Below are 26,832 nucleotides of genomic sequence, written 5' to 3' on the forward strand. Positions count from 1 at the left end.
TTTTCACTATGTTATTAATATTCTATAAATATTATAACTATTTTTCTGTACTATGTCAACGCTTACATTTGAGATTTCTAGCTTTTTTTGATAGTATAGCAGCAGAGGAAACAAGATGACACGAACTAGAAAACAAAACGAGCTAAGGGCAACTGTCCTGGATCAGCTCTATGCCAAACGACCGATTTCTCGGATTGACATTTCAAAAGAAACTCAGATTACACCAGCCACGACTGGCAGTATCATCAATGAACTGATCAAGGAAGGCTTGGTGCTGGAACTGGGCGAGCTCAATGATGAGAGCGTAGGCCGCAAGAAAACCCTGCTGGATATTGCACCTCATAGCCGCTACTATCTGGGTTTTGAGATTTCTGAAAAACAGCTGGCCATGGTCATCGCTGACAATACCGGTGAGATTGTAGAAAGCAATATTCGGACTTATCAGATCGAGGTGACAGGCGGGCCGTCTGACCAGGAAATCATCCGGCTGATTCAAGAGTTTCTGAAAAAGAACAGCAAATACTCCATCTCAGCAATTGCCCTCGGGCTGCCGGGGCATGTGAATCTCTCTGAGAGTGATTTTATCATTTCTAAAAATCCCCACTGGGGACAGATTAACCTGCAGACTATTCAAGAAGCCTTTGACCTTCCTGTCTACTTTGCCAATAAGTCCCACTGTTTGACAATGGCTGAACGCCTCTTTAGCTATCATCCTACAGACAGGAATTTTATCGTCTATCATGTCGCCAGAGGTATTCATTGCTCTTACATGTACAAGGGCAGCATTTACAGTCAGGAGAATTATCTTATCGGGGAGGTGGGGCATACCGTCATCAATCCTGAAGGCGAGCGCTGTCCTTGCGGCAAGCACGGCTGCCTGCAGGTTTATGCCAGCGAAAGCGCTCTGATTGATAAAGCAGCTATCCTGTATCAGGCTTCCCAGACCTCGCTCTTAAAGACCCTTGTAGAGGACGTCAATGACATTGATTTGACAAGTCTGATGACCGCCTATCGCTTAGGAGACTTGGGCAGCATTGAGTTGATTCATACTGCCTGCCGCTATCTGGCCATTTCCATTTCCAACCTCTGCCAGCTTATTGATAGCGAAAGGATTTATCTGGACGGCCAAATATTCTCCTATCCGGTTATTGCCGAACAGGTCCTGGCTCAGTTAGAGCAGGAAGTACCTCTCTTTCCAAAACAAAAACAAGCAGAGATTGTCATTATCCCCTACTCTAAATACAGCATCGCCCGCTCTGCAGTCAGTCTCTGTGTCTATCATGAATTTTTAGATAAAAAAGGAAACCTATAAAGGCCGAGACAAGAATCTCGGTCTTTCTTTTATAAAAAATAGAGATAGGCTTTCTAGGAGCTTCCCCCTTAAAAGTCTATCTCATTTTACTATCTATTAATCGAACGTGAAATCATGGAAATGGTGTGGCGCTGTCCTCTGAGAGCCTTGCTCATGGCAAAGATATTTTCAACCGGAGCCAGACAGCCGTAGCCTGAATCTCCGATATGCTGGATATCTACACCGCAGATTTTGTTGCGGATAGCCATTTGCTTGACAATATCCTCATCAGCACTCTCCTGACTGGTACCGATAGCACTCATAACCAGAGCCCCCTTTTGATGGGCCAGTCGGACAATCTGCTTCAAGTCCTGCTCATCAAAGCCTGGCACACTGCCGACTGCCGGTGCTAGGACAATATCAACACCAGCTTCGATAAATTGAGCGATTGCTTCTAGGTCTGCTACCGGCTCATCCACACCCGAAGCATGCATTTTGCCTGCAATCAGCAGACCTGAAAAATTCTCCTTGACCACTCGAATGGTGTCAATAATGGCTTGATTGGTGACACCAGTTCCCGGATTACCCGTCAGGCAGATAAAGTCAACGCCCAACTCTTCTGCTCGCTGAACGGTCGCTAGACTAGCCTGACGCCCCTCATTGATAATCAGGCGTTCTCCTGCCATCTGGGCCTGACTGTCCACCGGCTCTAGATTGATACCGATAGGACGCCCCACCAAGCGGTGCAGCTCCTTAACAAAATCTTCCTTGGCATCCAGACCAGCCACAAAAGGCTGGAAGATATCAATCCCATTCAGCAAAATCAAGTCAGCACCAAAAGACCTAGCAATCTCTGCATTGGTCACATCACCGATATAAGATTCTTTGAAAGCTACGTTTTCAGACAGGATAACGCGGCCCTCACTGGCCTTGATGCTCTGTTTCAGCTCCGGCGCAGTCATACTTAAAATTTCTGAAGCATTTGAACTAATGAATCGTTTTACCATAAGAACATCTCTTTTCTTTATTATTCATTAATAAACACTTTGAAATCTATTCTATTTGGATGTTTTGTTTATTTTTTGTTATCAACTACAGTATAGCACAAGGCTAGAAAAATGTAAACGCTTTATATTTTCTTTGACAAAATAGTCTGCTTTCAAAACCAAAAGCAGACTATTGAAATGCACTCGATTATTTTTGATTTGAGCAAGATTCGATAAACGTCTTATCTCTGCATCACCAGATGACCACCCGCTCTTCTGGGCTCCGCCACATGCCATCTCCCTCTTGCACATCAAAGGTCGTAAAGAAATCGTCAAAGTTAGGCAGCTGCACATTGGTCCGAAGCTTGGCTGGCGCATGGACATCAACGCTTGCCAAGAGCTTCATATATTCCTCTCGACCTTTCATCCGCCAGATGCGTGCAAAGTTGGTAAAGAATTCCTCAGCAGAGAAATCCGCTTCTTTCTTGGCTGCTTCTAAGGCAGCTGCAATACCGCCCAGATCTGCCACATTTTCTGAAACAGTCAGCTTGCCATTGACCTTAGCACCATAGGAATCCTGTCCTTCGAACTGATCAATGACCTTTTGAGTCCGTTCGGTAAAGGCTTGGTAGTCATGCTCCGTCCACCAATTATTAAGGCTGCCATTTTCATCAAAGGAAGCACCATTGGTATCAAAAGCATGAGAAATCTCATGGGCGATGACCGCTCCGATACCACCATAATTAGCTGAAGAGGACTGGTGCAGGTCATAGAAAGGCGCCTGCAGGATAGCCGCTGGAAAGACAATCAGGTTTTTCTGTGGATTGTAGTAGGCATTGACCATATGGGCTGGCATACCCCATTCCTTGTAATCTACTGGTTGATTCCACTTGCTCCAGCTGTAAGCAATATCAATCTGGCTCAGCTTCTGAGCATTTTCAAAGAGAGTCAGCTTTTCGTCTACAACCTTTCGAGAGTAACGCTCAGGAAGTTCATCAGGATAGCCAATATAAGGCTTGATGACATTGAGTTTGACAATAGCCTTGTCCCGAGTTTCTGGTGTCAGCCAGTCATTCTGGGCCAGGCGATTTTTATAAACTTCAATCATCGTCGCCACTTTCTGCTCCACATCAGCCTTGGCTTCTGGTGAGAACTTTTGACCGGCATACCAAAGACCGACAGCTTGATTAAAGGGACCTTGGGCTAGGTAAAAGGCTGCTTTTTTCTTGTCCTGAGCCTGAGGAGTCCCTGATAGAGCACGATGATAAGCTCCTGCCAAGACACGGATGTCATCCGTTAGGTAAGGTGTTGTATTGCGGACCGCAGAGAGAATCAGCAAAGCATGGAGTTTATCCCAGTTAGTGGCTGTATAGATATCCTTAGCTGCCTGCCAAAAACGCTCTTCCGGCACAATGACTTGGTCGGGTTCTTGACCGATTAACTTGGTGAAAATATCCGCCAGAGGCAACTCTGGCACCAAGGCTTTGAAATCTTCCCACTTATAAGGATGATAGAGCTTAGCATACTCAGAGCTTTCTTCACTAGACAGAACATACTGAGCAAAAACAGCATCCAGCTCCAAGACTTTATCCAAAAGATCCTTAATTTCCTCCTCAGCAAAATCAAATTTGGCCAGCAAATCTTCCTGAGCCTTGCGCCATTTTGCAAGAAGATCCGCCTTCTGCGGATGGTCCTCCGCATAGTAGGTCGTATCTGGCAAAATTGTTCCCGGTCCGTCTGCCCAGAGGACATTGATTCGGGCATCCATAAAGTCAGGTGCCACACCAAAGGGGAAATAAGTCGGCTTGCCAGCCAGCTCAAAATCAGCAATCTTAGAAGCATAGTCTTCAAAAGACGCTAGGTTGCGAATTTCATCAATGTAAGCACGCGCAGGCTCAATACCAGCCGCTTCCCGTTTATCATAATCCGCTGCCAAGCGATGGTAAGCAACAAAGTTCTGCAGAATGGCATCTTCTGGCACTCCATCTCCAGCCAGCCATTTGTCGGTCGTTGCGAGCATAAGTTCCTCAATCTCATCTGCCAAATCCATGAAGCCGCCCGTCACTGGCTTATCATCAGGAATAACCGCCGTCTTGGCCCACTCACCATTAACCGCATCATAGAAATCATCTTGTAGTCGTGTCATCTTCTTCTCACTTTCATGCTTTTGATATAACCTTATCAAAATCCACTTCTTTTTTCAAACATTTCTTATATTAATTTTAAAAATTTACTAAAAATTAACTTGACTTAATTTTTGTTTTAATGTATATTAAAACCATAGAGGTGTATGAGATGATTACGATTAAAGATTTGACTGTCAGCTATCAGGATACGCTGGCTCTTGAGCCCCTTTCATTAACCATTAAGGAGCCAACCATTACTGGGATTATTGGTCCTAACGGAGCCGGAAAATCCACCCTGCTCAAGGGCATGCTAGGGATTATTGACCACCAAGGCCAGACTCTGCTGGATCAAAAGCCGCTGCAAAACTCTCTCCAGAGGGTCGCCTACGTAGAGCAAAAGATTAATATTGATTATCATTTTCCTATCAAAGTCAAAGAGTGTGTCTCTTTGGGGCTTTACCCTCAGCTCAAGATTTTTCAGGGGCTAAAGAGTTCCCATTGGAACAAGGTGGCTGAGGCATTGAAAATTGTCGGTTTAGAAGACTTGGCAGAGCGTCAGATTAGCCAGCTGTCCGGCGGGCAATTTCAGCGGGTCTTGATTGCTCGCTGCTTGGTTCAAGAAGCGGATTGTATCTTTTTGGACGAGCCCTTCGTCGGGATTGACTCTGTCAGCGAAGAGATTATCATGTCTACCCTGCGCAGTCTCAAAGCCGCAGGCAAGATTATCCTGATTGTCCATCATGACCTGAGTAAGGTGGTTGATTATTTTGATCGGGTCATCCTGCTCAATCGTAAGCTGATTGCCTTCGGTCCTACCGAGACCAGCTTTACCAAGGACAATATGAAAAAGACTTACGGCTCCCAGCTCTTTATGAATGGAGGTGCCTAGGATGATTTTAGAATTTTTCCAAGGGCTGCGGGACTTTCACTTCCTGCAAAATGCCCTCATCACAGCCATCGTCATTGGGATTGTTGCTGGAGCTGTCGGCTGCTTTATCATTCTGCGCGGCATGTCACTCATGGGGGATGCTATCTCTCATGCGGTTCTGCCCGGTGTGGCCCTGTCCTACATTTTAGGGATTAATTTCTTTATCGGAGCCATCACCTTCGGACTTTTGGCCTCGATTATTATCACCTACATCAAGGGCAATTCCATTATCAAAAGCGATACAGCCATTGGGATTACCTTTTCTTCCTTCCTAGCTCTGGGTGTGATCCTGATTGGCGTTGCCAATAGCTCCACTGACCTCTTTCATATTCTCTTTGGGAATATTTTGGCCGTACAGGACATTGATATGTGGATTAGTATTGGAGTCGGAATAGCTGTGCTCTTAATCATCATCCTCTTTTTCAAGCAGCTATTGATTACCTCCTTTGACCCCCTGCTGGCTCAAGCCATGGGCATGCCGGTCAGCTTCTATCACTATCTGCTGATGATTCTCTTGACCTTGGTCTCTGTGACAGCCATGCAGAGCGTGGGAACCATTCTGATTGTCGCTCTCTTGATAACGCCGGCAGCAACGGCCTACCTCTATGCCAACAGTCTGAAAACCATGATTCTGCTGTCCTCAGGACTGGGCGCTCTAGCTTCTGTACTGGGCCTCTTTATCGGCTACAGCTTTAATGTCGCTGCAGGTTCCAGCATTGTCCTGACCTCAGCCATCATCTTTCTCATCTCTTTCTTTATTGCCCCTAAACAACGCTATTTAAAACTTAAAAACCAACCTAAACTAAAATAAAATTTGATGGAGGAATCCCATGAAAAAATTAGGTTTTTTATCCCTGCTTTTGCTAGCAGTCTGCACTCTCTTTGCCTGCTCCGGTCAGAAGAAGGCGTCCAGTGAGTCATCCAAGCTCAAGGTTGTTGCAACCAACTCAATTATCGCTGATATTACCAAAAATATAGCTGGCGATAAGATTGACCTGCACAGCATTGTACCAGTCGGCAAAGACCCCCACGAATACGAACCTCTGCCTGAAGATGTCAAAAAGACTTCTCAAGCGGATCTCATCTTCTACAACGGTATCAACCTGGAAACTGGCGGCAATGCTTGGTTCACCAAGTTGGTCAAAAATGCCAATAAGGAAGAAAACAAGGACTACTATGCTGTCAGCGATGGCGTTGACGTCATTTACCTTGAAGGGCAAAGTGAAAAGGGCAAAGAAGACCCTCATGCTTGGCTCAACTTGGAAAATGGTATCATCTATGCACAAAATATTGCCAAGCGTTTGATTGAAAAAGACCCTGACAATAAGGCCACTTACGAGAAAAATCTCAAAGCTTATGTGGAAAAACTGACAGCTTTGGACAAAGAAGCCAAGGAGAAATTCAACAATATCCCAGAGGAAAAGAAAATGATTGTGACCAGTGAAGGATGCTTCAAGTACTTCTCTAAGGCCTACAATGTGCCATCGGCCTATATCTGGGAAATCAATACTGAAGAAGAAGGGACTCCAGACCAAATCAAAAGCTTAGTTGAAAAACTGCGTAAGACCAAAGTGCCGTCTCTCTTTGTCGAATCAAGTGTGGACGACCGTCCGATGAAGACTGTTTCTAAAGACACCAACATCCCAATCCACGCTAAAATTTTCACTGACTCAATCGCTGAAAAGGGAGAAGAAGGCGACAGCTACTATAGCATGATGAAATACAATCTGGATAAAATTTCTGAAGGATTGGCCAAATAATGATAAAAGGTTAGGAAGACAAAATCCTAACCTCTTTATTTTTGGAGAAGGAGCTTCACATAGAGTCGATTTCAAATTTCCAGTCAAATTATTCGAAAAAAATCATTATTCGCTGTACAATGAAGCTATCAAACATGAATGGAGACTTCCTATGACAACTTTTCTCGGAAATCCTGTAACCTTTACTGGAAAGCAACTGCAAGTCGGCGACACTGCCCACGATTTTAGCTTGACAGCAACTGATCTTTCAAAGAAAACTATGGCTGACTTTGCTGGCAAAAAGAAAGTCCTGAGCATCATCCCATCTATCGATACTGGTGTCTGCTCAACTCAGACTCGTCGTTTCAACCAAGAGCTCTCTGACTTGGATAATACCGTTGTTATCACGGTTTCAGTTGATTTGCCTTTTGCACAAGGCAAGTGGTGTGCTGCTGAAGGCATTGAGAATGCTGTCATGCTCTCTGACTACTTCGACCATTCTTTCGGCCATGACTATGCTGTCCTCATCAATGAATGGCACCTTTTGGCTCGTGCAGTTCTTGTCTTAGACGAAAACAACACTGTGACCTACGCTGAATATGTCGACAATATCAATACCGAGCCTGACTATGATGCGGCGATTGCAGCAGTTAAGAGTTTATAAGAGATAGAAATACGGACCTGCTAGTCCGTATTTTTTTGTGCGAAAAACTTCTGCCAAAACTGACGGAACCAAGCCCAGGAACGCAAGAGGATGGATGGCCGATTCAGCAATTTCTTGAACCGAGCAATCTCTGCCTTTACCTGTTTCTGAGCACTCCGCCCCTTTCGAGCATAAGGGCTCTTAGCCGAACGATAGCCCAGCGGACCACGATTATTCTGAGGTGACTTGAACTTACGACCGCCATTTTCAATGGCAAGCCTTCGAAAGTGAGGATCCCAGACTGCAGGCGTTTTGACATCGTAGCGAGTATGAGAAGCCTGATTGACCGGACGATTGCGCTCACCATAGTTAAAGCTGGCGCCATTCACAATACCATTTTGGCTAGCCCCCTCTGGATCGATGATATTGAGAAAACAATCTGCCTGATCCAGAATAAACTCTGTATGAAAATCAATCAGGATTTTTATATTGGCCTGACTCGCTTGACCATCCGGATAGATAGCTTGACTAGACATCTTATCAATATAGGCTTTATTATGCAAGCGAGAGGATTCTTGAAAGTTATAAGGCAGCGCTGGAAAAGCCTTTAGATAGGAGGCCAAGGCTTCTGCATCTGTCATACCAGTCTGACGGTAGTAATCTCTGACCCACTGGGCCTGCTGGCAGGAAATGACATAGCGAAACTGATGTAGCTGCCTTTTGAGCTTTTGATTGCCATCCCTTTGGCTAAAATCATCTGCTGGAAAAGCCTGGCGCAAGGTGCTTGAAAAAATCTTCCAAAAGCGATCATGTGGTGTTAGGTTTGGAGCAATCCGAGCCAGTAAAAGATCTGTCTCTGCCTTGTTTCCGCTCAGCTCCTCAGGCATATTAACAAGATTCATAGCCAAAACCAGCAGCTCCTGAGCTCCTAACCTGCTGATTTGAGTCTCCTCAGCCTGCCAGAGCTCTTGAAAGAAGGGACTGCCAAAAAGTTGAGCCTCCTGCAGGTAATCTCTTTCTTCTGTCAATGTTTTCCCTTGCTCGTTATTTAACCCTGTAAAAACTTGTTCCAACGCTGCCTGAGACCAACCGATTGATTGCAATTGCTGAAAGAGCTGCTCTTTCCCTTCTTTCGGATACATGGCTCCCCTCCTTTCTTGTAGCTATAATAGTTCAAAACTGTAGAGATTACAATAAAAAATCTAATCTACATAGAACAATTAGATTTTATCACAAACTCACATGATAGCAAAGAACAAAATATGAACCCTTGGAGTGCTAACAATAAAGATGTTCTTAACAAATTACTCAATAAATAAAGAGAAGACCAAACTGGTCCTCTCTCAGTATGAGTTTTGTTTAAATGAGCTGTTCCAACTTTGATTTTGCTACAATTCATCTAGAATTCGATTTTATCAATAAATGCTCTTAAGCTTTACGACGTTTTGCAAAAGCCAGTCCCAGCATAGAGAGCAATCCCAATCCTGCAAGCGCTAGAGAAGATTCAGCAGATCCTGTTTTTGGAAGAGCTGCTGGAGCCTGATAGGTCTGAACTGGTTTCTTTCCGTTCTTCACTCCTGTTGTAGTGACTTTCAGAACCTTTCGCTCATTCTTAGAAACGAGGTTGGTTGGGTCGTCTGTCTCAAGGGCTGCAAGAGCTGCTTTCAAAGCTTCAAGTTTGGCATTTTCGACTCTATAGGTTTCTTCCTTACTTGCCAAGTTTGCTTTAGCATCATTGAGAGACGCTTCTGCTTCTTTTAGAAGAGCAGGGGCGTTTTGCAAGCGAGTAACATAGTCTTTAGCAGCTTGAACAGCACGTTGAGCCTCTTCCAGAGCTGTAGCCGCAGCAGTTGCCTTTTCTTGAGCGGTCGCTGTAGCTGCTTTCAATTCGGCAAGCTTGGCATTAGCTCCCTCAGCTGTTTTTTGCGCACTTGCTTGGGCTGCTTCTTTTTCTTTCAAGCTTGCTTGAGCTTTATCTAAAACCGCAAGTTTAGCCTTGGTTTCTTCAGAAGCCGAATTCTTGCTATTTTCGAGTTCAGCTTGGTAAGTACGTTCCGCCTTGGCCAACTTGTCCTTAGCAGTTTTCACAACCTCACGCAGTAATGGGGCTTTCTCCTGCTTGTTCTGAGCATTTGTTAGCGTACGTTGAGCAGCGTCCAACTTAGCTTGCGAAGCCGCCAAATCTTTACGAGCAGCGTCTGCCTCTTGATTATTGGCATTTGGATTGATTAAGGCTGGTGTTATTTTGGAAGGGTCCTGAATATCACCGTCATTATTCGCGAAGAGAAGGAAGTTAATTCGGTTAATAATGCCGTTGTTGCTAAAGTTAACAGCTACATAATCTCCCTTTTTCTGCCTATCTAGGCTGCCAACTATTTTTTGAGCATAGATTGTTGTTCTAATGGGGTCTCTAAAGCTATCTCCAAGGTCAAATAATTGGAATTTAATATTGTCATAGATAGTCTTCTTCAAATAATCAACGGACACTTTTTCTTGACTGGCCAACGTAGGATAAAAACCAAGCTCATTTAAACCAGTAACTCTATATCCAAACTGATCAAGCCCAAATTTAGCAACCACATCTTTTGGAACATTCACTTGTGAAGTTATAGGATCTTTTGCTTGGGCTCTATATTTTTGCTCACGGGCTGCTTGGCTTAGGGCCGCCGCATAATCCATACTATTTTGCGTTAATGTTACAGGAGCATTGCCTACTTGCTTACGGATTTGGTTGATTAAATCTTGAGCATAGTAGTTAATTTCCAAAAGGATCTCTTTAGGAATATCATTAATATCTACTATACGTTGAGCATCCTTTTGACTGCTAATGAAGTTATTACTTGATTTTAGAATCGCTGCTTCTTTTGCAAGCATTTCTTTCGCTTCAGGAGTTAACTGGCCCGATCCTTTTTTATCAATAGTTCTTGCTGCCCTGATGTAATCTTGCGATAGGGTAAAGGTATTGTGTACTTGGTCCTGGGAAGAAAGTTTCGCTTCTTTTTCCTTGATTTCTGCTTGAGCTGCTTTGATATCTGCCTGGGCTTGATCAATCACTGCTTGGCGTTTCGCATCTTCAGCTTCAGCTGTCTTCAACTGATCTTCGTAAGAAGCTAAGTGGTTTTTAGCCTTGTCAAGCTCATCCTTTGCCTTCGTTACCTTTTCACTCACCAGTTTGCTATCCACAGCTTTTTGGGCTGCATTCACAGCATCCTGAGCAGCTTGAGTCTCGTTTTGTGCCTTAGCTGCTTGAGCTTGAGCATCCTGAGCTACAGCTGCCTGTGTGTTTTCTACTTTTTTAGCTGTATCAAGAGCTGCTTGGGCTTGCTTGGCCGCGTTTTCTGCTGGAGCAACTTTCTTCTCAGCTTCTGTCACAGCTGCTTGAGCTTCGGCAATTTTTTGTGCACTTGTATCAGCATTATCTTTCTTAGCTGTTTCAACCTTAGTCTCAGCTGCCGCAACCTGTTCTTTGGCTTGGTCAACAGCCGCTTGGGCTTGATTAACCTGCTCAGTTTGCTGTTTAAGAGCTTCTGGGCTTGCAGATAGAGCCTTATCTTGGTTTGCAGGGGCATTTGCATCCACTGGAGTTGTATCTGCAGCTACAGTGTGAGCAATGCCAGTACTAGCAAGAACTGCTGCACCTAGAATGACATGTTTTGGGATTTTTTTCATGGTTTTCCTCCTGATATGTTAATAGTATAATGAGAAAAGCTTTGTTTGTCAAACTATTTACATGTTTTTTTGAGAACTTTTATCGCAAATATGTCCAAAAATAGAATCTCGTCTCAATCGCTTCCAAAAAAACTGTGTGTCTAGCTATAATTGTATAATGAATTTTACGCTTACTGACCTTGCCAAGGATAAAGTCTTAACAGATTACAAACATATTAGTCATAGAATGCAGAAAACCGCCCGTCAAGCAACGAGCGGTCTTCTTATTCTCGAATTTCTTATCCTTCGATGGCAATAAAGGGGGATCCTTCTGTATTATCCGTCGGATCTACGCTCTTGACTCCAAAGAGATAGTCTACTGGATACCAGCCATTATTAGCTGCATTATAAGGGTCACGGACATAGGTTTTTCCATTGTCATAGCCTTTAAGAACCAGCTCATGAGTTACTGGATAATGGGCAAAGATGCTAGTACCAACGGCACCTAGGACATGATGCCCCTGCGAAAGCACTTCTTTGACTGCGGAAGCTGTAAACAGGGTCTCAGTCGTCAAATCCCAGTGCTGGGCAGCTCGGACAATACCACGGCTGCTAGTACCAAATCCACCTTTATTAAATTCATTGGTATGGTTATATAGGTAATCCGCAACAGTTGTCGGAAGCACTTCTGTCCCAGTAATCCCAGAAATAACCATGGCTAGCGTTGTCGGCACGCATCCTGTCGCATCCACGCTGTAAGGACCATACTTCCTGCCACCCCAGCGACCATCACAATGAAGAAAATCTAAACATCAAAGAAAGGCTTAGACACTGTATTCTTGCAGCGATTTTTGTTATACTAATGATAGAAAGTTCAGCGAGGATGCAAGATGACCCCAAATAAAGAAGACTATCTCAAGTGTATCTATGAGATTGGCAGCCGCCACAAAAAAATCACCAATAAAGAAATCGCCCAGCTCATGCAGGTTTCACCTCCAGCTGTGACGGAAATGATGAAAAAAATGCTGGCGGAAGAACTTCTGGTCAAGGATAAAAAAGCCGGCTACCTGCTGACTGATTTGGGGCTAAGGCTAGTTTCTGACCTCTACCGCAAGCACCGGCTGATTGAAGTCTTTCTGGTCAACCATCTCGGCTACTCGACTGATGAAATCCATGAGGAAGCCGAAGTCCTAGAGCATACTGTTTCTGAGCGCTTCGTTGAGCGTCTAGATGCCATGCTCCAGTACCCCAAGACCTGTCCTCACGGAGGCACTATCCCAGCCAAGGGTGAGCTTCTGGACGAAGAAAACCAACTGACTCTGGAAGAGGCCTCTGCCCCTGGCGACTATATCATCAAACGGGTGCATGACGACTTTGACTTGCTCAAATACTTGGAAAAATACAACCTGCAAATCGGCCAAACCATCACTTTCATCCAATACGATTCTTTCGCTCAGGCCTATCTTCTTAAGACAGAAACTCAAGAAATCCAAATCAATCCTATGATTGCCCAGCAGATTTATGTGGAAAAACTATAAACAGAACCCAGTTCGGACTTTTTAGTCTAAACTGGGTTTTTATTGACAAAAATAAGATGTCGGAATATAATAAGTATACTTATAAAAATCTAGAGGGAAAGCTAATGGAAAAATCGCAGTTTAACTCCATCTACAAGGATGAATACAAAAAATCAACCGGTCTGCTCTTTATCCGCGCCTACCATAAGTGGCATGGGCTGATAAAAAACAAACTGAGAACGATTGATTTGACCCATCCCCAGTTTGTCGTTCTGACCACTCTTGCTGCACTCCTGTGTCAGCAAGAATGGGTTAGTCAGACCGATATTGCCCAATTTTCTGACATGGATGTTATGACCGTATCCCAAATCATCCGCCTCTTGGTCAAGAAAGGTTTGATCATGCGGGAAGTCCATCCCAAGGACAGCCGTGCCAACATCATACTCCTAACGGATACGGGGCTGCAAAAGGTTAACCAAGCCCTTCCTCTGGTAGAAGGTATTGATCAGGCGTTCTTTGGAAAATTAGGAAATAATACAGAAACATTAAACCAACTCTTAATCAAACTGGAGGCAGAAAATGACTAGATTTTGGATTGGTGTCGTATCAAAAGAACATGTACTAAGAGGTGTAGAAGGTGGATTTTGCCAAGTCTGCCATGGTAAGAAAGCACCGCTGAACCGAATGAAAAAGGGGGACTATCTTCTGTACTACAGCCCCAAGTATCAGCTGAATAGTCAGGAAAAACTGCAGGCCTTTACAGCAGTTGGCAAGATTCTAGATGACACAGCTTACCAAGTAAAGATGTTTGAAGGCTTCGTCCCATTTCGGCGAGATGTCAGCTACTACCAGCCTGTCAAAGACTGCCCCATTGACCAAGTCCGACAACATCCTCAGTGGCGCCAATATGCTTCTCAGATAAGATATGGACATTTCGAAGTTTCGAAAGACTTCTTCCTTTATGTTTTTGAGCAAATGAAATTAGACAGCACTGCAAATCAGTAAAAGCAGCTTCGTTTGACTTACACCTAAACCTTGCTCACCTGTCATTAAATCTAAAGTTCCGATTCTCAAGGAAAATCGGAACTTTTTGATTTTAAGTGAAATTATCGATTTATTAAATCAGCATAAAAGCTGATAAACTACCCGTAATCACATTTACTAAAGCATGTATGATCCAGCTGGCTAAAATGGAGCCATCAGATTTCTTTTCATTGACAAAGCCCATATAGGCCGCGATACCACCCGTACACAAAATGATGAGCAGGGTTTGCTGCCAAGAGAGCACTGTTATAAACATCAAGCCATGGAGCAGACCAAAAAGAGCAGCTTGTATGGTGTTGGCCACTACAAAGGATAAGCGGCTAGCCAATCTCTTTAAAAGAAAACCTCTGAATAACAGTTCTTCCGACAGAGAAGTTTGAAAAATACCATAAATCAGAACAGCTGGCAAGGCTTGGAAGCCGAGGCCTGAGAAATTCGAAGTCGCTGTATCTAGATTTTTTACAGCAGGATATACTAGCAAAAACGAAAGAAGCAAGAAAGATAGCGAACCCAACAAAATCCACAGCCAGATCTTTCGGCTGCCAGCATCTTTTAGTGGTTTTAAGCCAAGCCATTCTAAAAATGGACTTTTTCTTCTAGCACTTATCAACCACCAAACAAAAGGAAGAAAAGCAAACAAAGCAATTTGAATCAGAGCATTCAGCATCTGTTGAACTAGATTTTCCATGATAAGAGACTCCTTTCTTTTCTTTAATATGATTATACAAGACAAACTTCAAGAATTTATAAAGTAATTCTAAAATATTTCTAAAGAATGAAAGAAATCATAAACATAAACAATCAAGGATTATCGCCACTTCCACTTGTTTGCTATGCTTCTCATTTTTGGACTAAATGATGCTCAAAAACTCTTTAAAGATCTATCTCAAAAATCTAAGAAAAGTTGCAGATAAAAATAAGGCGTTGAGTTTAAAAAATAGAAAACTGACAATGCATTAAAGAAAGAAAAAAGTCCTAAAATTTTATCACACAAAGTCAAATTTTCAGCCTATCTATCCTAGATGATTTTCTTTTTAGTCAAATACTCCCAGCTCCTGCTTATCCACTTCATCCCCCTCGGAGTCTCAATTTTTCAAGCTCAGTACCATGCCAAAAGCTGTTTTTCCCTTCTTGCCAACACGCTTACATTTTGCTAAAATGATGTCAAAAATCAGTAAGGAAAAATTATGCCACAAGAACTTTTTAAAGAATTTGCCCAGCTAGATCAAGTGGAAGCTATTGTTCTCGGTGGCTCTCGTACTGGACAGCATTTTGACAAAGACTCAGACTATGATGTTTATATCTACTTAACAGATTCTATTGCTCCCCTGACTCGACGCGATATCCTCAGCAAGTACTGCTCCTACATGGAAATCGGCAATCAGTTTTGGGAACTAGAGGATGACTGTGTGCTGAAGAGCGACATCGAAATTGAGCTCATTTACCGTACACTGGACAGCTTTGATAAAGACCTGCAGACTGTGGTCCTAGACCACCAAGCTCAGAATGCCTACACCACCTGTATGTGGCACAATCTGCTCCACAGCAAAATCATCTACGACCGAAATGGTCGCTACGAGGCACTTCAAAACAAGTACAGACTGCCTTATCCAGCTGAACTTAAAAAGAATATTATTAAGAAGCAGCTCCTCCTACTCGATCAAGCCATGCCAGCTTTCTCCAAACAAATAGAAAAAGCGCTCAAGCGTCAAGACCTGCTCAGTATCAATCACCGCAGCAGTGAATTTTTTGCTTCCTATTTTGACTTGCTCTTCGCCCTAAACGAACAGACTCACCCTGGAGAAAAGAGAATGCTGGAGTTTGCAAAAACCAACTGCACGCTATTGCCTCAACATTTTGAAGAAAATATACAGACCTATTTTCAAAAACTCTACACTGAGCCCGCTGAAGCCATAAAGCTTATCAATCAGCTAGTGACGACCATCAAACAAATCATTCCTCAAGAAATGATTGATGGCTTTTAGTAATGTTGTCGGAAACTATACACTCATTGCTACAGAAGTAAAAAAAATTAGGAGTTTGAACATTAGTGTTCAAACTCCTTTTCATGCTTCTTATCAGCGATTTTTCGTATCGAGAATAATGGTCACTGGACCATCATTAACTAGTTCTACCTGCATGTCTGCTCCAAAAATCCCCGTCCGAGTCGGCACCTCTTGCTGCAAGGCAAGATTGAAGGCATCATAAAAATTGCTAGCCATCTCTGGCGGAGCAGCCTTGACAAAGGCTGGCCGATTACCCTTTTTGGTATCTGCATGCAGAGTGAATTGAGAAATCGATAAAATCTCTCCGTCAATGTCCTTGATAGACAGGTTCATCTTGCCCTCAGCATCGGAAAAAATCCGCATATTGACAATTTTCCTGACTGCATAATCCATATCCTCCTGACTATCGTCAGGGCCTACACCGACTAAGAGCAGAAGACCTTGTCCAATACTGCTGCGCAGCTGTTGGTCAATGCTGACCTGAGCACGTTTCACGCGCTGAATCACTATTTTCATATTTTTTCCTTTGATTTAAGCAAGTCACCAAGGGTAACTTACAGCTAGATAATGATTTCCGAAATGGATCAACCATTGGTCCGCTTGACCGAGTAGACCTCCGGCACGCTCTTGATCTTATCCACCACCGTCGTCAGCATAGACAGATTAGCAATACCAAAAGAAACGTGGATATTAGCAAATTTCATATCCTTGGTCGGCTGAGCATTTACCGTTGAAATATTTTTGGTGGTATTAGACAGAACCTGCAACACATCGTTGAGGAGACCAGACCGGTTGAGACCGTATATATCAATGTGAGCCGTGTACTCTTTGGTCGTGTTATTGTCTTCCCATTCCACATCAATCAGCCGCTGCTCGTAATTTTCCTGGGCCTTGAGATTCATGCAGTCCTGCCGGTGAATGGCTACACCACGTCCTTTGGTAATATAGCCAACAATATCATCACCCGGTACAGGGTTACAGCATTTGGCAATCCGGATGAGGAGACCAGACGCCCCCTGAATAACCACACCGCCTTCGTGCTTAACCTTGAGGGTGTCTTTTTTGTTTTCGACCTTGACCTCACCGCCCTTGACCAATTCCTCCGCTTCTGCTCTGGCCTTGGCTCGCTCTTCCTCACGACGCTCTTTTTCTGTCAAACGATTGAAAATACTAATGGCACCAATCTCACCGAAGCCAATCGCCGCAAAAAGCGCCTCTTCAGTCTTATAACTTGTCTTCTGCAGCACTTCTTCCATGTGCTTCTTATCCATGTACTTATTAGCTACATAGCCATGCTCCTGAAATTGAGCCTGCAAGAGCTCCCGGCCTTTGGAGATAGACAGCTCCTTGTCTTGATTTTTAAAGAACTGACGGATTTTATTTCTGGCCTTGCTGGTCTTGACAATATTGAGCCAGTCGCGGCTCGGTCCGAAGGAGTTAGCATTGGTGATGATTTCCACCTGATCCCCTGTCCTAAGCTTGGTTGTCAGAGGAACCATGCGGCCATTGACCTTGGCTCCTGTGGCTTTCTCACCGACCTTAGTGTGGATCTCATAGGCAAAGTCAATGGGACCCGAGTCCTTAGGCAGAGAGCGCACTGCTCCATCCGGTGTGAATACGTAAATTTCCTCAGCTAGATAGCTCTCCTTGACCGAGTCAACGAAATCCTTGGCATCGTTAGACTGGTCCTGCAGCTCCATCAGCTCTTTAATCCAGTTCATCCCGATGGCTGATTCTCTGCTGTCTACCTGTCCCTTGACACCTTTCTTGTAAGCCCAATGAGCCGCAACCCCATACTCAGCGACCTCATGCATTTCCTTGGTCCGAATCTGAAACTCAATCGGACCTTTGGGGCCATAAACGGTCGTATGGATAGACTGGTAACCATTGGCCTTGCGGTTGGCAATATAATCCTTGAACCGCCCCGGCATCGGCCGCCAAAGCTCATGAATGTAGCCCAGCATGGCATAAACATCACTTTGAGTATCCAAGATGCAGCGAATGGCAATCAGATCATAAATCTCATCAAAACGCTTCTTCTTGTCCTGCATCTTGCGATAGATCGAGTAGATATGCTTGGGCCGGCCATAAATCTTACCATGCAGATTGCGCTCGCCAGCATAGGTCTCAATCTTCTGAACCACCTCTTCTACCAGTTCTTCACGCTCCCGACGCTTCTCCTTCATCATGTGGGAAATTTTGTAAAATTCCACTTCATTGAGATAACGGAAGGACAAATCTTCCAGCTCCCACTTGACACTGGAAATTCCCAGGCGATGAGCCAAGGGTGCGTAGATTTCCATTGTTTCTCGGGAAATCCGCTCCTGCTTATCCTTGCGCAGATGCTTCAGCGTCCGCATATTGTGGAGACGGTCTGCCAATTTGACCAAAATAACCCGAATATCCTCCGACATGGCCATCAGCATCTTGCGATGGTTTTCCGCCAACTGCTCCTCGTGGGATTTGTACTTGACCTTGCCCAGCTTGGTAACCCCATCCACAATCACGCGCACATCCGTCCCAAACTCTCTTTCCAAATCATCCAACGTCGCACGGGTATCCTCAACCACATCATGCAGAAAGCCGCAGGCAACCGTTACCGCATCTAGCTTGAGCGTGGCCAAAATTCCTGCCACCTGAATAGGATGCACAATATAAGGCTCACCTGACCTGCGAAACTGCCCACTGTGACAGTCAATCGCATAGATCAAAGCTTTCTGTATAAAGGCCACATCCTCCGCAGCCAGATATTTTCTCGTAAGGGCCAATACCTGATCGCCCGTCAAATTCACTTCTTTTGGCATCTCGTCTCTCCAATTCCTGCCTACTATTTTATCACTTTTAGCCCAATATGAAAACCTAGAAGACGGTTCATATAAAAACCCGCCTTAAACGGGCGGGGTGAGGTGAAATCTAAAATTATCCAACGATAGCTTTCTGTTAAAAAACGAAGAGACTAATCTTTCTGATTCAGTGATTTCTTATATCTCTGAGAATCTTTTCCATACCATTCTTCAACAGAGTATCCTGATAGTTGTCGGTAATCTTCTAAGTATTTTTGAAGATAGTAACCTTGGAAATTGTCAACTGCTAAAGCATACCCAAAATAAATAAAGGGAAGAAAAAATATTGGAATAATGGCCTTCCCAATTGAATTAATAATTCCATCTTGTTGAATACTATCAGAATTTGGAAAAACAATACGTAAAATAATTGATATTAACATAATGAGCCCGCCGTACTTTTTAGCAAATGAAACAAAGCGATTGATGAAATCAGCCGTTGGATTTGAATAAATTCGCTGTTTATACAAAATTTCAAGTGTGTTTCTCTGGAAGCTTTGAAATAATCCAATAAAAAAGATGATGAAAAAGGAAGTATACAACACACTAGATAAAATTCCACCTAATATCATTCCTGCACCTGATATTCCTATTACTAAAAATTGCGTATAGAGGATTGTAATCATAAGATACATCCACTTATTGAAATAGTAGTAAGATAGAACTGACTGATTCTTTATTTTCCTCACATCATTTAAGTAGGAAAAAAGAATGATAAATCCTAAACAAAATACAATACCGTTTATTAAGCCTATATTCAATGAGAAAAACTGCAATTTTTTAGAACCAAGAGAAATACTTAGAAGAAAGAATAAAAATAGAAAAAATTGCATTGTAAAAAATCCCAAAATCTTTTTCCCATAACCTTTTTCATTAAAATCCTCTAGTGAAGTTTTAATATACTTGTCCGTTACTAGGTTCATACTTTCTTCTAGTGAAGCATTAAAAATCGTTTGTTTCAAAATTGTAAGTCTCCTTTTAATAAAATCATCTCAAATTTACTTTTTGAGGTGAAGAGCATTCTCATGGTCAAAGTTAATATTTAGTGTGAACTCGTGTTTCAGCCAATTAAGCATTTAACTATTTATGAATCATTCCCCTACCAAAGCTTGCAAACCTACTGATTCATCCATACCTACTGAGCTTAGTTGCTCACTTCCGCCATCTTTTTGAATTCCCATTTTCCCAACCATGCTCATACTATCATTAATGATAATATTAAACATAATTCCTCCCATCGGATTATGTTTAATGGAGCTATCATCTATTTTATAAGAACGAATTTTCCCATTCTCCGTTAAAGCATTAGGATCGATTGCTTTTAATTCTTCCACAATCAATTTCTTTACTTCCTCACTGTGAACAATCCTTGTCATCTCATTATGGAATTCTTGATTTTTGTGAGCTAGGTATAGACCTACTCCAATGCAAGCAGCCACAAACAAGCTAACAACCGATAAGATAATTTTATGTTTTTGCTTCATTAGACACTCCTACGAGTATTATAATTTAGTATGTGGTATAGGTTTTGCAATTCCAATTAAAGCAAGAGATTTTCGCTATAACTAGAATAGTGAATCACTTGTCATCACTTTTCAACAACGCCCGCAAACCTGCTGATTCAGTCATACCATCCGTACGAATTTTCCCATTCTCACCATCCATTTGAAGACCAGTCTTCCCAACCATACTTATGCTATCATTAATGATAATATGAAACATAATTCCCCCCATCGGATTATGCTTAATGGAGCTATCATCAATTTTATAAGAGCGAATCTTCCCTTTGTCTGTTAACGCATTTGGATCTTTTCTTTTTAAATCTTCTTCAATCAGCTTCCGCACTTCCTCACTGTGAACAATCCTGAACATTTCATTTTGAAATTCTTGGTTTTTGTGAGTCAGGTAGAGACCTACTCCAATGCAAACAGCCATAAACAAGCTAACAACTGATAAGATAATTTTATGTTTTTTCTTCATATATTCACCTCTAAATAAAGAAATCTCCTTATGAGTCTTTGGCCATCACTCCTCTAATAACTTCTGAAGACCTTTTGACCTATCCATACCGACAGTTTGTATTGCCTCATTCTCCCCATATTTTCTAAGGCCTGTTGACCCAACAATATCAGGGTCATCATTAATGACAATATCAAACATAATACCTCCCATTGGATTATGACGAATGCTCCTATCAGCAATTTTATAAGAACGAATTTTCCCCTTATCCGTTAAAGCATGAGGATCTAATTTTTTTAATTTCTTTTCTATTAGATTCTTCACTTTCTTACTATGGACAATCCTGAATATTTCATCCTGAAATTCATGATTTTTATGAGCTAGGTAGAGGCCAACTCCCAGCAATATCAATACAGTTAGGCCAATAAGCCCCATAATCCTATTTCTTCTCTTAAACATATAAACATTCCTCAAGCTTTGCCAGTTTCATTATATAATATATTTTCCCAAAAGCAAAAACCCGCCTTAAACGGGCGGGTTGTGGTGAAGAAAGTGATGAACTTCTTCTTTGATAAATTGACAATAAGCGTAGACAAGGTAGCAAGTAGATGCCACACCTAAAAGGGCGACAAACAACTCAAATAAGGCAGACACAGTCATGGCGAACCTCCTCTCCTTATCAAGCAAAATGCAGATACGCTTCCCAGCTTAGGCAGTCTGATTTTTTCCGTTTTATTTTCCTTTCCGACTTACCCAAGTGAGCTCATCACTATTATACCAAAATACGAAAGCGGATACAAGGCGGTGAGGCAGTTGCTCCTAATAATGATTTTATCAAAATAGATAACATGCTAAATTTGAAGTATCAAAAGTAGAAATACCAATGTTAGCAAATTTTTTCCACCATCTTAATCTCCTTTTAATTTGACACGGTTTCTCTAAATGAATAAGTATTATCATATTTGACAGTTACTGAATAATAGTAATAATCGTCGTTTCGGTTTGAGCTTCCAAAACCTAAAGTTGCCTGTTCTCTTTCGTTTTTGTGAAAATACTGATTGATAGTTTGATTTTGAATCGAATAATCAATATCAAACGCCCCATTGTTGCCATTATAACTTTTGGATTTCATAGATAAAGAAGATAGAAAAGACTGATTAATTGTTAACTTTTGAAATAAGAATCCATCAAAAGGCCATAATTCTTTCGCTTTCTCCTCATCAGAAAAGACAAAATTGCTGTCTATATAATCAACTCTTATTGTTTCTTCTGGCTTTTGAGTGACATCATCAGAAGCCCGTGTCTTGGTTAGCACTCCAGAAATTGTGTGATTGCTACTATCCCCTTGTAAAGTTATTTCGATAAGATAAGTCCCACGTTTGATATACACTTGCTCTACTTTAAACCCATCCGGAAATTGCTTAAACAAATCAAATAGATTTTCAGTGGGATAGACGCTCCCCACTTCAGCTACCTTATTCTCAATCCAATCTCGGCTGCTCCTCTTTTCTCCACATCCTATTAATCCTATCATCACTCCCCCTAAAAGTAATATTTTGAGAAAAATCCGCTTTTTCATGATATTCTCCTTGTTTATTATACTTAATAAAGTACTTATTTCAGTCACTGTATAGTGTACCATAATTTTTTAAAACTCTATTTTATTCTACCTCCATCTGATTATTCACTTATCCTCTGATGTCTTCATTCAGCATTTTCAAACCAATATTAGAAAGTATGAAAGCTCTAAACTGGAAATTTCTTCTTGATGAGAGCGTTTTAATATAGTATAATATAAGTCCGAAATTCATTTTAACAAAGGAGATATTATGTCCAAATCATCCCTTCAAAAAACGGTTGCGCTTTTGAGCGCAGCTGCACTTGCGGCAACTGTAAATGCTGTTCAGGCTGATGAGAATACTCCAGCAGTCACTGCTAATCCTGCTCCAGTAGAAAGCAGCGCAGCGGAAACAAAACCAACGACTGCTGCAAGTCCTACTGAAGCTACTGCGACAAAAGAGAGCACGGATCCTAGCTCTGCTATTTCCCCAGAAAATGCCAGTGGAAATACTGATGCTCTGATGGCTATGGCTCGAAATGTAGGGGCTACTGAGGATACTAAGCCCGTGGAGGGACAGACTGTCGATGTTCGTATCTTGGCAACGACCGACCTCCATACCAACTTGGTCAACTACGACTACTATCAGGACAAGCCGGTGGAGACCTTGGGACTGGCTAAGACTGCCGTGCTGATCGAGAAGGCCAAGAAAGAAAATCCAAACGTCCTTTTGGTAGACAATGGCGATACCATCCAAGGAACGCCGCTGGGAACCTATAAGGCCATTGTGGATCCTGTGGAGAAAGGCGAGCAGCACCCTATGTACGCTGCTCTGCAAGCTCTGGGCTTTGAAGCTGGTACGCTAGGAAACCATGAGTTCAACTACGGTCTGGACTATCTGAACCGTGTGATTGAGACAGCAGGCATGCCTCTTGTCAATGCCAATGTGCTGGATCCAGCGACTGGTAAATTCATCTATCAGCCTTACAAAATCATCGAAAAGACCTTTACAGATACACAAGGTCGCTTGACGACTGTCAAGATTGGTGTGACCGGGATTGTACCGCCGCAGATTCTCAACTGGGATAAGGCAAACCTAGAAGGAAAAGTGGTCGTTCGCGATTCTGTTGAGGCTATTCGAGATATTATTCCTGAGATGCGCAAGGCCGGTGCAGACATCACTTTGGTGCTTTCTCACTCTGGTATCGGAGATGACAAGTATGAAAAAGGCGAGGAAAATGAAGGCTATCAAATCGCCAGCCTGCCAGGTGTGGATGCTGTTGTAACGGGCCACTCTCACGCAGAATTTCCAAGCGGAAATGGAACTGGATTCTACGAAAAATACCCTGGCGTAGACGGTGTCAACGGTAAAATCAACGGCACTCCAGTAACCATGGCTGGAAAATACGGCGACCATCTGGGCGTCATTGACCTCAAGCTGAACTATACCGACGGCAAATGGAAAGTCACTGACAGCAAAGGCTCTATCCGCAAGGTAGATACCAAGTCTAATGTAGCAGATCAGCGCGTCGTTGATATTGCTAAAGAATCCCACCAAGGAACTATCAACTATGTCCGCCAGCAAGTCGGCACCACGACTGCACCAATCACTAGTTACTTCGCTCTGGTCAAAGACGATCCATCCGTGCAAATCGTCAACAATGCTCAGCTTTGGTATGCTAAGCAAGAGCTGGCTGGCACGCCTGAAGCCAATCTTCCTATCCTATCTGCAGCAGCTCCTTTCAAGGCAGGAACTCGTGGGGATGCAACGGCCTACACAGACATTCCAGCTGGTCCTATTGCCATCAAGAACGTAGCAGACCTCTATCTCTATGATAATGTCACAGCTATCCTCAAGGTCAACGGTGCCCAGCTCAAAGAATGGTTGGAAATGTCAGCTGGCCAGTTCAATACCATTGACCCAAACAATAGCCAACCGCAAAATCTCGTCAATACTGACTACCGGACTTATAACTTTGATGTTATCGACGGTGTTACCTATGAGTTTGACATTACCCAGCCGAACAAATACGACCGCGAAGGCAAACTGGCCAATCCAAATGCCAGTCGGGTCCGCAACCTGAAATACCAAGGCAAGGAGATTGACCCAAATCAGGAATTTATCGTCGTGACCAACAACTACCGGTCTAACGGTAACTTCCCTGGTGTTCGAGAAGCCAGCCTCAATCGTCTCCTCAATCTGGAAAACCGCCAAGCTATCATCAACTATATCTTGGCTGTCAAAAATATCAATCCAAGTGCAGATCAGAACTGGCATTTCGCTGACACCATCAAGGGACTGGACCTGCGCTTCCTAACAGCTGATAAGGCCAAGAACTTGATTGGTACTGACGGAGACATCGTCTATCTAGCAGCTTCTGCCCAAGAAGGATTTGGCGAATACAAATTCGTCTACATCGCACCGAAAACTGAACCGGTTCCTATTGAGCAACCAAGCTCTCCGACTACCGCAGTTGAAGCAGCCAATCTGCAGCATAGCAGAGTAGACTTCCCTGTCTTGACTGCTGTTGACCCTAGCACAAACAAGCAAGCATCCCACAGACAGGCAGGAACAGAAAGCCTCCCAGCAACCGGAGAAAAGACATCCTCGCTCGGACTCTTGGGACTTGTCATGACCGGACTTGCAGGAATCTTCGCCTTCAAAAAACGTGAAAGACAATAATGATAAAAAAATCAGCAGCCAAAATAGCTGCTGATTTTGCTTTTTAAAGACTGTCATTGCTCAATTCCAGCAAAACACTGACTGCGGTCAAGGCATAAAGCGGAGCGGTTTCAGCTCGCAGGATACGTGGACCTAGACCAGCGGAGACAGCCCCTGCTTGGCGAAAGGCTGCTATTTCATCTGGCGAGAGACCGCCCTCCGGTCCGAAGATAAAGAGCACTTTTGCGCCGGCTGCCAAGCCCGACAGAGCTCGGACTAGAACTGTAGATTCTCCTTCTTTGGCCGATTCTTCATAGGCCACGATGATGCGGTCAAAGTCTGTCAAGGCTGCCAGAAAGTCTGCCTTTTTATCAAAGAACCGAATCTCAGGAATCAGATTGCGCTTGCTCTGCTCTGCTGCTCCCTGAGCAATTTTCTCTAGCTTTTCACTCTTTTTAGCTAGCTTTTTGCCATCCCACTTGGCCACCGACCAGTCCGCTGGGAAAGCCCAGATAGCACTGGCTCCTAGCTCCGTTACCTTCTGGGTGATAAACTCTAACTTATCCCCCTTGGGAAAACCTGAAGCAATGATCACTTGAACCGGCAGCTCGGTATTGTCTGCTAGCTCTTCCAAGATTTCCAAACTCTGCTGACTGGGGTCTAGCACCCGAGCCAGTCGTTTCACGCCATCATCAAAGACCAGTGTGACTTGGTCGCCCTCTTTGAGCCGCATGACTGAAAACATATGTTTGGCCGTGTCCTTATCCGTAACCACCAGAGGGGACTGAGGATTTCCTTTTATAAAATACTGCTGCATCTAACCACCTATCACGCCTGAAATGTCCTGCGTTTTCTTAAAGACACAGGCATTCCATTCGCCCTGAATCATATGCGTTTCCAAGAAAAATCCTGCCGTTTCTGCTGACTCGCGCACCATTTCCCACTTCTCAGAAATAATCCCACTCATAATCAGATAACCCTCATCCTTGACCAGATGGTAGGCATCCTCTGTCAGATGGATGAGAATATCGGCCAAGATGTTGGCAACAATGACATCCGCCTCGATTTCTACGCCTCGGAGAAGATCACCCGGTGCCACATGGATGTTCTCCATACCTGGATTGAGCTCGATATTTTCCTGCGCCACGCGCACTGCTACCTCATCTAAATCATAGGCGTAGATGTCCTTGGCCCCCAAGAGTGAGCTAGCAATAGAGAGAACTCCGCTGCCTGTACCCACATCCAACACCGTTTCTCCGCCTCGCAAGACCTGCTCCAGCGCAAAGAGGCTCATCTTGGTCGTCGGATGAGTGCCTGTACCAAAGGCCATACCGGGGTCCAGCTTGATAATCTTCTCACCAGCTGTTCCCTCATAGTCCGTCCAGGACGGCACAATAGTCAAGTCATGGGTGATCCGAGCCGGCTCAAAGTACTTCTTCCAGTTATCCGCCCAGTCTTCCTCAGCCAGTTCCTGCCGAGTCAGCTGAATATCTCCCGTCTCCAATCCGAAACCATCCAGCTCAGCCAGTCGCTCATTGGCCTGGGCCGCAACAGCCTCTATATCCACAGAATCCGGATAGTAGCCAGTAATCTTGATTCGCTCGCTCTGCTCAACTTCTGGAAAAAGCTCACCATAGTGGTCAACCTGCCCCAGATAATCTGCGCTGTCATCGATAGCCACACCCTGACTGCCCAGTTCAATCAGAATATTCGAGGCCGCCTCCTCCGCCTCACACTTCACTTCAATCGTTAATTCCTGCCAAGTATCCATCATTAAAATACCAAGCCCGTAAAACACAAAGCCAAAATAGGAAATTCTCTGACGACGCTTGCGTATAAGAGAACTTTATCTTTTTTGACACAGTGTTTAGGGCGGGTTCAG

At 43.5% G+C, this 26,832-nt stretch carries 26 protein-coding genes; 10 read left to right on the forward strand and 16 right to left on the reverse strand.

Translation table 11 applies throughout. The features are described from left to right. Nucleotides 1-115 precede the first annotated feature (115 nt). On the forward strand, nucleotides 116-1,312 hold the full coding sequence (locus PCY71_RS06365; RefSeq protein ID WP_048772076.1) for an ROK family protein: 1,197 nt from the start codon (nucleotides 116-118) through the stop codon (nucleotides 1,310-1,312). Nucleotides 1,313-1,401: 89 nt separating this feature from the next. On the opposite strand, the gene PCY71_RS06370 is transcribed toward PCY71_RS06365, so the two are convergent. Next, complete coding sequence (locus PCY71_RS06370; protein WP_002896677.1) at nucleotides 1,402-2,298, reverse strand: PEP phosphonomutase; 897 nt, start codon at nucleotides 2,296-2,298, stop codon at nucleotides 1,402-1,404. Nucleotides 2,299-2,530: 232 nt separating this feature from the next. After that, nucleotides 2,531-4,423, reverse strand: a complete 1,893-nt coding sequence (locus tag PCY71_RS06375) for a M13 family metallopeptidase (RefSeq protein WP_048772073.1) — start codon at nucleotides 4,421-4,423, stop codon at nucleotides 2,531-2,533. A gap of 149 nt (nucleotides 4,424-4,572) precedes the next feature. Here PCY71_RS06375 and PCY71_RS06380 point away from each other — a divergent pair, with 149 nt between their 5' ends. From PCY71_RS06380 to tpx, 4 genes are all read left to right on the forward strand, one after another. Beyond that, nucleotides 4,573-5,292 carry a metal ABC transporter ATP-binding protein gene (locus PCY71_RS06380; protein ID WP_032913328.1) on the forward strand — a complete coding sequence of 240 codons (720 nt, stop codon included), beginning with the start codon at nucleotides 4,573-4,575 and terminating at the stop codon, nucleotides 5,290-5,292. A 1-nt stretch (nucleotide 5,293) separates the two neighbouring features. After that, a complete protein-coding gene (locus PCY71_RS06385; RefSeq protein ID WP_032913327.1) occupies nucleotides 5,294-6,142 on the forward strand; it encodes a metal ABC transporter permease in 849 nt (282 codons plus the stop codon). Between the two features lie 19 nt (nucleotides 6,143-6,161). Further along, a complete protein-coding gene (gene ssaB / locus PCY71_RS06390; protein WP_048772070.1) occupies nucleotides 6,162-7,091 on the forward strand; it encodes a metal ABC transporter substrate-binding lipoprotein/adhesin SsaB in 930 nt (309 codons plus the stop codon). A gap of 151 nt (nucleotides 7,092-7,242) precedes the next feature. Next, nucleotides 7,243-7,734, forward strand: a complete 492-nt coding sequence (gene tpx, locus PCY71_RS06395; protein ID WP_002910774.1) for a thiol peroxidase — start codon at nucleotides 7,243-7,245, stop codon at nucleotides 7,732-7,734. Nucleotides 7,735-7,754: 20 nt separating this feature from the next. Here tpx and PCY71_RS06400 read toward each other — a convergent pair whose 3' ends face one another. The 3 genes from PCY71_RS06400 to PCY71_RS06410 form a co-directional block, all read right to left on the reverse strand. Further along, a complete protein-coding gene (locus PCY71_RS06400; RefSeq protein WP_002910777.1) occupies nucleotides 7,755-8,855 on the reverse strand; it encodes a DUF3114 domain-containing protein in 1,101 nt (366 codons plus the stop codon). Between the two features lie 286 nt (nucleotides 8,856-9,141). Next, entirely contained in the window at nucleotides 9,142-11,382 is a 2,241-nt protein-coding gene (locus tag PCY71_RS06405; RefSeq protein WP_002910778.1) for an SEC10/PgrA surface exclusion domain-containing protein, read from the reverse strand. 278 nt (nucleotides 11,383-11,660) lie between these two features. Further along, nucleotides 11,661-12,113: a C39 family peptidase gene (locus PCY71_RS06410; protein WP_032912548.1), complete on the reverse strand. Its 453-nt coding sequence runs from the start codon at nucleotides 12,111-12,113 to the stop codon at nucleotides 11,661-11,663. Nucleotides 12,114-12,251: 138 nt separating this feature from the next. Here PCY71_RS06410 and PCY71_RS06415 point away from each other — a divergent pair, with 138 nt between their 5' ends. The 3 genes from PCY71_RS06415 (at nucleotide 12,252) to PCY71_RS06425 (ending at nucleotide 13,883) form a co-directional block, all read left to right on the forward strand. After that, nucleotides 12,252-12,899 carry a metal-dependent transcriptional regulator gene (locus tag PCY71_RS06415; protein WP_002896686.1) on the forward strand — a complete coding sequence of 216 codons (648 nt, stop codon included), beginning with the start codon at nucleotides 12,252-12,254 and terminating at the stop codon, nucleotides 12,897-12,899. A 104-nt stretch (nucleotides 12,900-13,003) separates the two neighbouring features. Further along, nucleotides 13,004-13,465, forward strand: a complete 462-nt coding sequence (locus tag PCY71_RS06420) for a MarR family winged helix-turn-helix transcriptional regulator (RefSeq protein WP_125382131.1) — start codon at nucleotides 13,004-13,006, stop codon at nucleotides 13,463-13,465. Beyond that, nucleotides 13,458-13,883 carry an EVE domain-containing protein gene (locus PCY71_RS06425; protein WP_125382133.1) on the forward strand — a complete coding sequence of 142 codons (426 nt, stop codon included), beginning with the start codon at nucleotides 13,458-13,460 and terminating at the stop codon, nucleotides 13,881-13,883. Before PCY71_RS06420 ends, PCY71_RS06425 begins: the two co-directional genes overlap by 8 nt. Nucleotides 13,884-13,995: 112 nt before the next feature. Here the strand turns inward: PCY71_RS06425 and PCY71_RS06430 are convergent, their stop codons facing one another. After that, a complete protein-coding gene (locus PCY71_RS06430) occupies nucleotides 13,996-14,610 on the reverse strand; it encodes a CPBP family intramembrane glutamic endopeptidase (protein ID WP_125382134.1) in 615 nt (204 codons plus the stop codon). A gap of 499 nt (nucleotides 14,611-15,109) precedes the next feature. Between PCY71_RS06430 and PCY71_RS06435 the strand changes: the two genes are divergently transcribed. Continuing rightward, complete coding sequence (locus tag PCY71_RS06435; RefSeq protein WP_223310437.1) at nucleotides 15,110-15,907, forward strand: DUF4037 domain-containing protein; 798 nt, start codon at nucleotides 15,110-15,112, stop codon at nucleotides 15,905-15,907. Nucleotides 15,908-16,000: 93 nt separating this feature from the next. Here PCY71_RS06435 and dtd read toward each other — a convergent pair whose 3' ends face one another. The 8 genes from dtd to PCY71_RS06475 all read right to left on the reverse strand — a co-directional run bounded on the left by dtd (nucleotide 16,001) and on the right by PCY71_RS06475 (nucleotide 22,309). Beyond that, nucleotides 16,001-16,444 carry a D-aminoacyl-tRNA deacylase gene (gene dtd, locus PCY71_RS06440; RefSeq protein WP_002910787.1) on the reverse strand — a complete coding sequence of 148 codons (444 nt, stop codon included), beginning with the start codon at nucleotides 16,442-16,444 and terminating at the stop codon, nucleotides 16,001-16,003. Between the two features lie 68 nt (nucleotides 16,445-16,512). Continuing rightward, a complete protein-coding gene (locus tag PCY71_RS06445) occupies nucleotides 16,513-18,732 on the reverse strand; it encodes a bifunctional (p)ppGpp synthetase/guanosine-3',5'-bis(diphosphate) 3'-pyrophosphohydrolase (protein ID WP_002910788.1) in 2,220 nt (739 codons plus the stop codon). 152 nt (nucleotides 18,733-18,884) lie between these two features. Next, nucleotides 18,885-19,733: a hypothetical protein gene (locus tag PCY71_RS06450; protein ID WP_048772054.1), complete on the reverse strand. Its 849-nt coding sequence runs from the start codon at nucleotides 19,731-19,733 to the stop codon at nucleotides 18,885-18,887. A gap of 129 nt (nucleotides 19,734-19,862) precedes the next feature. Then, nucleotides 19,863-20,255, reverse strand: a complete 393-nt coding sequence (locus tag PCY71_RS06455) for a DUF1310 family protein (RefSeq protein ID WP_002910791.1) — start codon at nucleotides 20,253-20,255, stop codon at nucleotides 19,863-19,865. Between the two features lie 94 nt (nucleotides 20,256-20,349). After that, nucleotides 20,350-20,751: a DUF1310 family protein gene (locus PCY71_RS06460; protein ID WP_002910792.1), complete on the reverse strand. Its 402-nt coding sequence runs from the start codon at nucleotides 20,749-20,751 to the stop codon at nucleotides 20,350-20,352. 45 nt (nucleotides 20,752-20,796) lie between these two features. Beyond that, the gene (locus PCY71_RS06465; protein WP_002910793.1) at nucleotides 20,797-21,189 is read right to left on the reverse strand and encodes a DUF1310 family protein; all 393 of its coding nucleotides are present in this window, start codon (nucleotides 21,187-21,189) and stop codon (nucleotides 20,797-20,799) included. Nucleotides 21,190-21,255: 66 nt separating this feature from the next. Then, entirely contained in the window at nucleotides 21,256-21,390 is a 135-nt protein-coding gene (locus PCY71_RS06470) for a hypothetical protein (protein ID WP_260425631.1), read from the reverse strand. 259 nt (nucleotides 21,391-21,649) lie between these two features. Further along, the gene (locus tag PCY71_RS06475) at nucleotides 21,650-22,309 is read right to left on the reverse strand and encodes a hypothetical protein (protein ID WP_048772052.1); all 660 of its coding nucleotides are present in this window, start codon (nucleotides 22,307-22,309) and stop codon (nucleotides 21,650-21,652) included. A gap of 250 nt (nucleotides 22,310-22,559) precedes the next feature. Here PCY71_RS06475 and PCY71_RS06480 point away from each other — a divergent pair, with 250 nt between their 5' ends. After that, nucleotides 22,560-24,971, forward strand: coding sequence for a bifunctional 2',3'-cyclic-nucleotide 2'-phosphodiesterase/3'-nucleotidase (locus tag PCY71_RS06480; protein WP_301412486.1), 2,412 nt, complete (start codon nucleotides 22,560-22,562; stop codon nucleotides 24,969-24,971). Nucleotides 24,972-25,014: 43 nt separating this feature from the next. Here the strand turns inward: PCY71_RS06480 and PCY71_RS06485 are convergent, their stop codons facing one another. Continuing rightward, entirely contained in the window at nucleotides 25,015-25,767 is a 753-nt protein-coding gene (locus PCY71_RS06485) for a 16S rRNA (uracil(1498)-N(3))-methyltransferase (RefSeq protein WP_048772047.1), read from the reverse strand. After that, nucleotides 25,768-26,721 carry a 50S ribosomal protein L11 methyltransferase gene (prmA, locus tag PCY71_RS06490; protein ID WP_032912652.1) on the reverse strand — a complete coding sequence of 318 codons (954 nt, stop codon included), beginning with the start codon at nucleotides 26,719-26,721 and terminating at the stop codon, nucleotides 25,768-25,770. Nucleotides 26,722-26,832 lie beyond the last annotated feature (111 nt).

Source organism: Streptococcus sp. SN3, assembly GCF_030439905.1.